Origin of the sequence: Asticcacaulis sp., assembly GCF_027484505.1 — a bacterium.
Lineage (GTDB): Bacteria > Pseudomonadota > Alphaproteobacteria > Caulobacterales > Caulobacteraceae > Asticcacaulis.
In genome coordinates this window covers 1-9,509 of the sequence record NZ_JAIXSV010000341.1, presented here as the reverse complement: position 1 = coordinate 9,509, position 9,509 = coordinate 1, and the positions used below count along the sequence as shown (strand labels likewise).

Here is a 9,509-nt window from a genome sequence, read left to right as displayed (position 1 = left end):
GCCATGATGCTGCGCTTCTCGCTCAATCTGAGCGTCGAAGCCGACGCACTGGACGCCGCCATCGAAGCGGTGATCAAGGCCGGGCAACTGACCCGCGATCTGGGCGGCACGCTGGCCGGTTCGGAAGTCACCAAGGCGATTGTGGCGCAAATCCACGCGGCCAAGGTCGCAGCGTAAGCGTCACACATACTTACGAATAAAAGACCCCGCCGGAGCGCTCCGGCGGGGTCTTTTTATGTCAGGGCCGCCTTTAACGCCGCCTCATCCAGACCTTCGACCTCGATCTGCTTGAGGCGAGACGTGTCCCCGGCCAGCAATGACAGGCGTGATTTGGGCAGCTTCAACCGCTTGGCCAGAAAGGCGATCAGCGCCTCATTGGCGCGCCCCTCTATCGGCGGCGCGGTAACGCGCACCTTGAGAAAGGGCCGCCCCTGCTCATCCGCCTCCCAGCCATCGACGCGATCCGCTGCCGCCTTGGGCGTTAGCCGCACGACCAGCCGGGTCAATTACATACCCGTCAGGCCATAGAGGCCACCGCGCGCCATCGGCAGCAGGTAGCGCTGCATCCCCTGAATGATCAGGATGGCGATGATCGGGCTGATGTCGATACCGCCCAGATTGGGGATGACACGGCGGAAAGGCTCAAGGATCGGATAGGTCAGGCGATCCAGCATTTCCATGAAGCGGTACACACCGGGATTACGCGTATTGATGACGTTGAACGCCACCAGCCAGCTCAGGATCGCGCTGATGATGATGACCCACACCGCGAAAGACAAAATACCGTTGAGGACGAAGAAGACGAAATCGATCATGGAAAACCCTTGGCACCCGGCATGTCCGGCTTTTTGTGAATATAGCGGTGCCGACAGCTATAACAAGTCAAACCCGACTTGACAGTCTCCGGTGTTCGATTAAAAGACGGCTTCCACAAGGAATGGGGCTATAGCTCAGTTGGTAGAGCGCCTCGTTCGCAATGAGGAGGTCAGCGGTTCGAATCCGCTTAGCTCCACCATTTCTTGTTTGACCTCACGCCCGCCGCGCTTTTCGCCGACGGGCGTTGGTTTTTCCGCCGCCCCACAAATTCACGCCGCCAGATAGCTTTTGAGGAAGGCTTCGTGCGTCGGCATGGCCTCCACCGTGCGGGCGATATTGGTTTTCAGGCCGTCCAGTGCCTGACGCAGTTGCGCCTCGCTCATTAACTGACCGATGGCGTGGTGAGATTGCGGCTCAAGCCTTTGCCCCAGCAGCACCTGCACCCACGAATCGACGCGGAACAGGTCATCGGCCGCCTGCCAGGCGTGGCCGTGTTCGCGGAACATCTCCAGCCGCTCGGTCAGGCTATCGGGTACGCTCATGTCGCGCCGTTCGCGCCAGAAGGCCGTGTCGTCGCGCTGGGTCAGCTTGTAGTGCAGGATGACGAAGTCGCGCACCTTCTCGATTTCACGGCGCGCAATCTCATTATAGTGGTCGCTGACCGCCTCGGTGATGCCGCCGAAGGGGAACATCTGAATCAGGCGCGTCACGGCGATCTGGAACAGGTGGATGCTGGTCGATTCCAGCGGTTCGATAAAGCCGCTCGACAGACCGACCGTCAGGCAGTTCTTGTTCCAGATTTTTTTGCGCCGCCCGGTGCGGTAACGGATCAGGCGCGGCTCGGTCAGCGGCTCGCCATCGACCAGCGACAGCAGCCGTTCGCGCGCCGCCTCGTCCGTCAGGTGCCCGCTGGCATAGACCAGCCCGTTGCCGACGCGGTTTTGTAGCGGGATGCGCCAGCGCCAGCCTTCGCCGTGCGCAATGGCGCGCGTATAGGGATCGAGCCGCCCGGACGGCGCTGTCTGCACGGCCAGCGCCCGGTCGGTGGGCAGCCAGTGGCTCCAGTCCTCAAACCCGGTCTTCAGCGTCTCTTCGATCAGGAGCCCCTTGAAGCCCGTGCAGTCGATAAACAGGTCGCCGTCGATGACCTCACCCGACTCCAACTCCAGCGCCGTGATAAAGCCGGTGTCGGCGTCCTGACGCACCTGACGGATGCGGCCTTCGATGCGCTTTGCCCCGTGCGACTCGCTGAACTGCCTCAGGAACCGCCCGTAGAGCACGGCGTCGAAATGATAGGCGTAGTTGATACGCGCCGTGTCCGAGGTGAAGAATTTCCCCTCTTCTGCCGCCCGCAGCTCGAAGCAATAATCGCCCAGATCACCGCCGAACCCTTTGTCGCGCGCCGCCATCCACACGTGGTGGAACGGAGCCATCCAGTTGGATTTGCCGATCTCACCGAAGGAGTGGATATAGCGGTCGCCGTCGCGCGCCCAGTTTTCAAAGGCGATACCGAGCTTGTAGGTGGCGTTGGTCGCCTTGAGGAAGGCGCGTTCATCTATGCCCAGAAAGTGGTGGAAGGTGCGCGCCGTGGGGATGGTCGCCTCCCCCACCCCGACAATGCCGATCTCTTCCGATTCGATCAGGGTGATGTCGATCAGCGTCCCCAGCAGCTTCGACAGGGCCGCCGCTGCGCACCATCCGGCGGTGCCGCCGCCGGCAATGACTACCTTTTTGACCGGTTGCATGTCTCTTCCCTCAGCGATTCAGTTTTTGCAGCAGTTGCGCCCGCAGGCGTCTGGCTGTCATGTCGTTCAGTGTCCCCAAAGCGCCGCGCGCCGCTTCGGGGATGTGCGCGCCCGCCTGTTCCGCCGGGCCGAAAATGTAATAGTCGAACAGGGCCTTCCAGGCGTCCTTTTCCGGCTGCGGCCGGTCACGCAGGCTTAAGAGGCCGTGCAGCAGGGTGTTCATCGGCGTGTCCATAAAGGCCGGCGAGGTGTTCCACCAGTAGTTCACCAGAATGTTGAACGGTGCAAAAGCCTCGACATGGTGCCACCACAGGGCCGGATAAAACAGGACATCGCCCGGTTCCATATCAGCCACCTGACCGGCGGCTTCGGCATCGCGGAAACGCGGGAAACGGTCGTAATCGGGGGCCCGGAAATCGACCAGACTGACCACCTGCCCGCCGGGTGTCGGCTCCAACGGGCCGGGATAGAGGTTGGCGACCTGATCCGGCGGGAACAGGGTAAAGCGCCGCTGCCCGGCCACGCAGACGGCGATATTGTGCGACATGTCGAAATGGCAGGTCGCCGTGGTGCGGTTGCCGATCCAGATACTGGCCAAAGGCGGATTGGCCACGAACATGGGATGGGTCAGGCTCAGATCGTTGCCCGCCTCACGCAGGCCCGGCAGATACAGACCCAGATCAGTCGAACCGATATAGAAGGACGGCGGCGCGGCATCGTCGAGATGCGCCGCCACCTCTTGGAGAAAGGCGCTGAGGTCGGCGCGGGCGGCTGTGAAATTCAACCCGGCCATATCGTCGCGGTAAAAGAAGCGCCCACCAATCTCCGGCGCGCCCGTGTAGGCGGTCACCGGCCGCCCCTGATAGAATCGGCGCAGATGATCCATCGCCGCCGCGGCACTGTGCAAGCCGTCGCGCACCAGAGGCCAATCGCGCGCCACGCCCTTAAGGATGACCGGTTTTTGCGCCGCCATCAGTTCATCAAAAGGAATGGCGTCCGGCGCAATACCGGTCACGACCTCGGTACGTCGGGTAATCTCAGCCATCAGAGCGCGGCCCGCTTGCGGTTTTTCAGTTCAATGATGCGGGCCATATTGCCCATAGAGCCCGCAACCTGAAAGGCCAGCGCCAGGAAACCGGCGCGGTTCAGCCGCTCCAGCGCGTCCCCGCTGAGCAGCGACAGGGCCTCCTGACTGATCGAGAACAGGTCCGGAATCTTGTATTCGGTGGTGTCGTCGAGGCGGATGGCGATTTCAACCGGCGCGATCAGGCCCTCGGCCTGAAACGCCGCGAACATCGGCGCATTGAGTTCAACGCCCTGATGGATGGTGCGCAGCGCGCGCATGTGGCGCTCCAGAGCGGGGGCGTTGCCGCCGTGCGGCAGGAAGACCGGCTCGCCCTCGCTGCGACTGAGGCGCGGGTGGTCGAGATCGACCATCAGCATGGGCTGAGCGTCGTTCATGCCGATCAGGAAGGGGCCACGGTTACTCATGGCCGGGACGTGACGCGCCTGCCACTGAGCGTCAGCCAGAAACAGGTTCTCGTCCTTATCGAGGCCCAGCAGGGCATAGGTCTGGAAACCGCCGTTTTCCGTCTGGCGGAAATAGAGCGGGTAGTCGCGCTGAAGCTCAGCAAATTCGGGGGCAAAGACGGGGATTTCATTCACCGCGTCACCAAACGCCGGGCCGTGACCGCCGATGACCCTCAGGTCGTGATGCTGAACATTATCGAGAAGGACGGCGTTGGGCATGGAACAACTTTCGCAGCAGATACATAGAACTTACCCCGCCCCTCTCAAACGGCAAGATGCCAAGCGACAGAGCACCAGGCGACGGGACAGAAGGCAGGAAGGGCCGCGGTTGCCCGCGGCCCTTCCCCTTTACAGTCTACTAAAGGATCAGAACTTGTAACGGACACCGATCTGATAACGGGTATCCAGTTCCTGAGCGAAGTAGAGGTTGGAGGTGTCACGTCCGTACTGACGGATGTGTTCCTTGGTCAGGTTCAGAGCCTCGAAGGTGACCTGAATGTTCGACGTCACAGAGTAGTTGACCGAAGCATCCAGAACCCCGAAGGCTTCGAAGTACTGCGGGTCACCCTGAGAGCCGACATTGGTGCTGGCGATGTACTTGTCGCGCCAGTTGTAGGCCAGACGACCCGACAGCGGACCCTTATCGTAGATCAGGGTGACGTTGTAGGTATCCGACAGACCCAGCAGCGGGAACTGAAGCGTGCCCGGTGCGGCCGAGTTGTCGAAGCCGATGTCGCCATCAACCGTCGTCAGGCTGCCCGACAGACCCCAGCCAGTATCACCGAAGAAGTGCTGGAAGGCCGCTTCGAAACCATGGATGTTCGCGGTCTTGTTGTTGACCGGGATCGAGGTGTCGAAGTTGAACAGCGGATCGGTCGAGTTCGCGGTAATATCATAGGCGGCGAGGATCTGATCCACGAAGGCCTGATTGAGGTTACCGTTGGTCGAATTGGCCGTGTACTCGTTCTTGGCAGCCGTCGTGTTGCCGTTGTTCTTGATGACCAGAGCGGTCATGGTGAACAGGTTGACGTCGGTCGGCGACTGACCCAGTTCACCCAGCGCGGTCTTGGCCGTACCGGAGCGCGAGCCTGCCGTAGCGGCGGTCGGGTCACGCAGGCTGAACAGATTCTGCGTCACGCGGCCGGTGCCGATGAAGTTGGCCACGTCCTTGTTGTAGAAGCCAAGCGACACGTAGTTGGCCGGGCCATAGTACCATTCCGCCGAGAAGTCGATGTTCGACGATTCCAGCGGCAGCAGGGCCGGGTTGCCCGAAGAGGCCGTCGGGTTGGTCCCGTTGGCGGTCGGACGCGGCGGCGTGTTGACCGTCGTCGTGGCGTACATGTTGCCATAGGCCGCACGCGCGATGGTCTTGGAGTAGGACGCCCGCACCGTCACGTCATCACGCACATTCCACGAGATGTCGAGGTTCGGCAGCCAGTTGTCGTAGTCCGCCTGGCTGCTGAGCGTGGCGACGCCTGTGCCGAAATCGACCGCAAAGTCGTTGTCAGCCGTCCAGCGGATGGCCGTCGGGACGCTTTGCAGGGCCGAAGCCGTCACATCGGTCTTTTCATAGCGCAGACCCGCCACGACGCCGACCGGCTTACCCAGGAAGTCGCCCTTCAGGGTCAACTGACCGTAGATCGCCTTGATGTCTTCTTCGATGGTGTTGGCCGTCAAAGAGGTGGTCGGCAGCGACTGGTTATAACCCTTGGCCAGCGCGCGGTAGATGTCGAGCGCGTTACCACGGAAGGCGATATTCGACTGACCCGGCGTGAAGTCCTGGAACAGGCCACCCAGATCATAGGTGGTGACCAGACCCGGCGCGTATTGCGCCACATCACCCGGCTTGGAGATACCCCAGTCACCCAGCGCCTGATAGGTCGAACCCGTCGTCGTCGTCATTTTCGACTTCAGCAGGTCGATACCCCCGTCGAAGCGGCTTTCGCCGTCGAAGTCATAGGCGAAATCGACCTTGAATTCGTCGATCTTGTTGGTCTGGCTGTTGGTCCAGGTACGACCGACCTGAGAGCCCAGATCGCCGGCATCGAGACGGCCATTGTTGTTGCCACGCAGGGCGTCGTTGATGGTGTACTTCTGAACCGGGATGTCACTGCGGAAGTCCACCGAGTGCGATGCCACGACCGGTGCACCGATCGAGATAGCGACCGCCGTCGAGCCGTCGGGGTTGTTCGGCAGGACTTTACCTTCGGACGAATGAGCGTCGAAGGTCAGGCTCATCTTGTCATTGATGTCCCACTTGGCGTTGAAGCCCAGCGACTTCAGGGTGCTTTTCAGGCCGACCAGTTGCTGTTCGAAGCCGATGTCTTTCACGCCCGACAGGTTTTCCTGCAGGAAAACAGCATTATAGATGCCAGAAGCACCCTTTTCGAAGATGATCTGATCGAACGGGCGGTTGAACCAGTTGGTCTGTTCAGCGCGCTTTTCAGTGGCTTCGTTCTTGACGTAGACCGCATCCGCCGTGAACAGCCAGTTTTCTGCCGGACGCCATTGCGCCGTCGCCACGAGGTTAGTGCGCTCATTGTGCGTTTCAGACAGGGCGTAACGGCTGTCGTTCGGATAGGCAACCAGCGAACCGGCCGGCGGCGCATTGGTGATCTGGGTCAGCAGGGTCGTCTGGTTCGAGGCATAGCGCAGACGGCCGCTGGACGGGCTGTAGAACTGATCGCGGGTGTCGAGGTTCCAGCTGTTCTGGGTGGCCTGACGGGTCGCCACGTCCTTTTCGGCGAACTGACCGAAGAGGGCCACACCAAAGGTGTTGTCATCGTTCGTCCACTTATAGGTCCCGGCGATTTCCGGGGTCCAGTCCTTGCCGTCGATCAGGTTTTCACCGTGCACGGCCTTGGCCGAAATAGAACCGGCCGACCCGGCCTTGCCGATCGGGCGCAGGGTCTTGATATTCAGCGTCGCGCCGATACCGCCCGAAGCGATATTGGCCTTACCGGTCTTATAGACTTCAAAGCCCGACACGCCATCCGAAGCGATGCTGGAGAAGTCGAAGTTACGCGAACCACCACCTGCGGTGATGTTGCCCGTACCAACGGCACCGATCTGCGCCGAGGGCATCACACGGCCATTCAGGGTGACAAGGTTGAAGCCCGGACCAAAGCCGCGCACCGTCACGGTCGAACCTTCGCCGTTGGTGCGGTCGATCGACACGCCCGGAATGCGTTGAACCGATTCGGCCAGATTGGTGTCCGGATACTTACCGATGTCTTCCGACGTGATGGCGTCCACCACACCCGTGGCGTTGCGCTTGATATTCATTGAGCGTTGCAGCGAGCCACGCACACCCGTGATGACCACGGTTTCGACATTGTCGCCCGAAGCCGGCGCAGCGTCCTGCGCATAGGCGGCACCGGCCAGCATCGCCATACCCGACGCGCTGCACAGGACCATGTTACGGATCACGCGGCGCGCGCCACGCGAAGACACACCGTTAATCGGTGAAGTCATGATTTCCTCCCAGAAGTTGGATCTTTTTTACTAATAAAAACGCTTTTTGAGTGCATGAATTCGCCGTCGGGTTTCCCTTTGCGGACGAAACACGGTACTGAGTGACACATAGCGGCACGACTCCGCCTTTGGGGCAGGACCGGCTCAGTTATCGGCAAGGTTTGAAACCCTACGCGTTTTTCCCTGTTTGCGACTTGAGTCGCTTATTGTGCGATAGCGCTAACATGACAACGCTGTCCACGCTACCGATCTTTTACACATTTTTACAATGAGGACAAGCTCGTGGCCTTATTGCCACAAATGCGCCACACGGACAACGCGCCTGACATTCGATTATGGTCATCCATAAGCTAAATTTATCCAGACTATAAATATTATAGATTTGTTTTCTGCGCCAAAATGGGGAATACAGCATCGTCCATTTCATGAAAGGATTTCCCCAATGGCCCTCATCAATACCCCGATCAAGCCCTTCAAAGCCACCGCGTACAAGGAAGGCAAGTTCGTCGATATTTCGGATGCCGACACCAAGGGCAAGTGGTCGATCTTCTTCTTCTACCCGGCCGACTTCACCTTCGTCTGCCCGACCGAGCTGGAAGACCTGGCCGGCATCTATCCGGACCTGCAAAAGCTGAACGTCGAAGTCTATTCGGTTTCGACCGACACGCACTTCTCGCACAAGGCCTGGCACGACACCTCGCCCGCCATCGGCAAGATCAACTACTACATGGTCGGCGATCAGTCGGGCACCATCACCAACAACTTCGACGTGATGCGTCCGGGCGTCGGCCTGGCTGACCGCGCCACCTTCCTCGTCGATCCGGAAGGCATTATCCAGTTCATGGAAATCACCTCGGAAGGCGTGGGCCGCAACGCCACCGAACTGTTCCGCAAGGTGAAGGCGGCTCAGTACGTCGCTTCGCACCCCGGTGAAGTCTGCCCGGCCAAGTGGGAAGAGGGTGAAAAGACCCTGGCCCCGTCGCTCGACCTCGTTGGGAAGATCTAAGCTAGTCATGGGGGGAGGCCCGCCTCCCCCCATGTCTCCCCGCACCTGCGTCATTTTCTTTATCCGGGCTTTGCGGAGTCCGCATATAGACAATGATTTTCACGACAATATACGGAGTACGCCATGCTTGACGACGGCATGAAGGCCCAACTGAAGGCCTATCTCGAAAACCTGCGCGCGCCGATCGAACTGGTCGCCCACACCGATGATCAGCCCAAGTCGCGCGAGCTGGTCGATCTGCTTGAAGACATCGTGGCCGCCTCGCCCAAGGTGACCCTGACCGTCTCGTCCGGCGGTGAGCGCGTGCCGTCGTTCGACATCGTGCGCAGCGGCAGCCCGGAGGTCGCAGTGACCTTTGCCGGCCTGCCCATGGGGCATGAGTTCACCTCTCTGGTGCTGGCCCTCCTGTGGGTCGGTGGCCACCCGCCCAAGGTCGAAGCCGAAGTGATCGAGCAGGTCAAGGCGCTCGATATCGACGGCGAACTGCGCTTTGAAACCTACTTCTCCTTGTCGTGCCAGAACTGCCCCGACGTGGTGCAGGCGCTGAGCCTGATGAGCGTCCTGAACCCGAAGATAAAGCACGTCGCCATCGATGGTGCGCTATTCAAGGATGAGGTCGAACAGCGTCAGGTCATGGCCGTGCCGACCATCCTGCTGAATGGTCAGCCCTTCGGTCAGGGCCGCATGGGTCTGGAGCAAATTCTGGCCAAGCTCGACACCGGAGCGCAATCGCGCGAAGCCGAAAAGATCAGCGCCAAGTCGGAATTCGACGTGCTGGTCGTCGGCGGTGGCCCCGCCGGCGCTTCGGCCGCCATCTATGCGGCGCGCAAAGGCATCCGCACCGGCGTTGTGGCCGAACGCTTCGGCGGTCAGGTGCTCGACACCATGGATATCGAGAACTTCATCTCAGTGCCGCACACCGAAGGCCCGAAGCTGGC

Annotated in this window: 9 protein-coding genes and 1 tRNA gene; 4 read left to right on the top strand and 6 right to left on the bottom strand. The window is 60.5% G+C overall.

Features of this window, described 5'->3' with window-relative positions:
- Window positions 1-3 precede the first annotated feature (3 nt).
- Complete coding sequence (locus Q0072_RS20055) at window positions 4-177, top strand: isocitrate/isopropylmalate family dehydrogenase (protein WP_366941859.1); 174 nt, start codon at window positions 4-6, stop codon at window positions 175-177.
- A 56-nt stretch (window positions 178-233) separates the two neighbouring features.
- On the opposite strand, the gene Q0072_RS20050 is transcribed toward Q0072_RS20055, so the two are convergent.
- The gene (locus Q0072_RS20050; RefSeq protein WP_298333491.1) at window positions 234-506 is read right to left on the bottom strand and encodes a DUF167 domain-containing protein; all 273 of its coding nucleotides are present in this window, start codon (window positions 504-506) and stop codon (window positions 234-236) included.
- On the bottom strand, window positions 507-815 hold the full coding sequence (locus Q0072_RS20045) for a YggT family protein (protein WP_298333489.1): 309 nt from the start codon (window positions 813-815) through the stop codon (window positions 507-509).
- Window positions 816-939: 124 nt separating this feature from the next.
- Between Q0072_RS20045 and Q0072_RS20040 the strand changes: the two genes are divergently transcribed.
- Window positions 940-1,015: transfer RNA gene (locus Q0072_RS20040), tRNA-Ala, on the top strand.
- Between the two features lie 70 nt (window positions 1,016-1,085).
- Here Q0072_RS20040 and Q0072_RS20035 read toward each other — a convergent pair.
- The 4 genes from Q0072_RS20035 to Q0072_RS20020 form a co-directional block, all read right to left on the bottom strand.
- Window positions 1,086-2,561 (bottom strand): tryptophan halogenase family protein, encoded by a 1,476-nt coding sequence (locus Q0072_RS20035; RefSeq protein ID WP_298333487.1) that lies wholly within the window; start codon window positions 2,559-2,561, stop codon window positions 1,086-1,088.
- 10 nt (window positions 2,562-2,571) lie between these two features.
- On the bottom strand, window positions 2,572-3,606 hold the full coding sequence (locus Q0072_RS20030; RefSeq protein WP_298333485.1) for a cupin-like domain-containing protein: 1,035 nt from the start codon (window positions 3,604-3,606) through the stop codon (window positions 2,572-2,574).
- On the bottom strand, window positions 3,606-4,310 hold the full coding sequence (locus tag Q0072_RS20025; protein ID WP_298333483.1) for a SapC family protein: 705 nt from the start codon (window positions 4,308-4,310) through the stop codon (window positions 3,606-3,608). Before Q0072_RS20025 ends, Q0072_RS20030 begins: the two co-directional genes overlap by 1 nt.
- A gap of 147 nt (window positions 4,311-4,457) precedes the next feature.
- A complete protein-coding gene (locus tag Q0072_RS20020; protein WP_298333481.1) occupies window positions 4,458-7,565 on the bottom strand; it encodes a TonB-dependent receptor in 3,108 nt (1,035 codons plus the stop codon).
- 442 nt (window positions 7,566-8,007) lie between these two features.
- On the opposite strand from Q0072_RS20020, the gene ahpC reads away from it, so the two are divergent.
- On the top strand, window positions 8,008-8,571 hold the full coding sequence (gene ahpC / locus Q0072_RS20015; protein ID WP_013478220.1) for an alkyl hydroperoxide reductase subunit C: 564 nt from the start codon (window positions 8,008-8,010) through the stop codon (window positions 8,569-8,571).
- Between the two features lie 123 nt (window positions 8,572-8,694).
- A partial coding sequence (locus tag Q0072_RS20010; RefSeq protein WP_298333478.1) for a thioredoxin family protein occupies window positions 8,695-9,509 on the top strand: 815 nt, incomplete at its 3' end.

What these genes read in the sequence shown, in the direction of transcription:
- Q0072_RS20055 (WP_366941859.1), top strand. Translation starts at nt 4, where the DNA reads ATGATGCTGCGCTTCTCGCTCAATCTGAGCGTCGAAGCCGACGCACTG.
- Q0072_RS20045 (WP_298333489.1), bottom strand. Translation starts at nt 815, where the DNA reads ATGATCGATTTCGTCTTCTTCGTCCTCAACGGTATTTTGTCTTTCGCG.
- Q0072_RS20035 (WP_298333487.1), bottom strand. Translation starts at nt 2,561, where the DNA reads ATGCAACCGGTCAAAAAGGTAGTCATTGCCGGCGGCGGCACCGCCGGA.
- Q0072_RS20030 (WP_298333485.1), bottom strand. Translation starts at nt 3,606, where the DNA reads ATGGCTGAGATTACCCGACGTACCGAGGTCGTGACCGGTATTGCGCCG.
- Q0072_RS20025 (WP_298333483.1), bottom strand. Translation starts at nt 4,310, where the DNA reads ATGCCCAACGCCGTCCTTCTCGATAATGTTCAGCATCACGACCTGAGG.
- Q0072_RS20020 (WP_298333481.1), bottom strand. Translation starts at nt 7,565, where the DNA reads ATGACTTCACCGATTAACGGTGTGTCTTCGCGTGGCGCGCGCCGCGTG.
- ahpC (WP_013478220.1), top strand. Translation starts at nt 8,008, where the DNA reads ATGGCCCTCATCAATACCCCGATCAAGCCCTTCAAAGCCACCGCGTAC.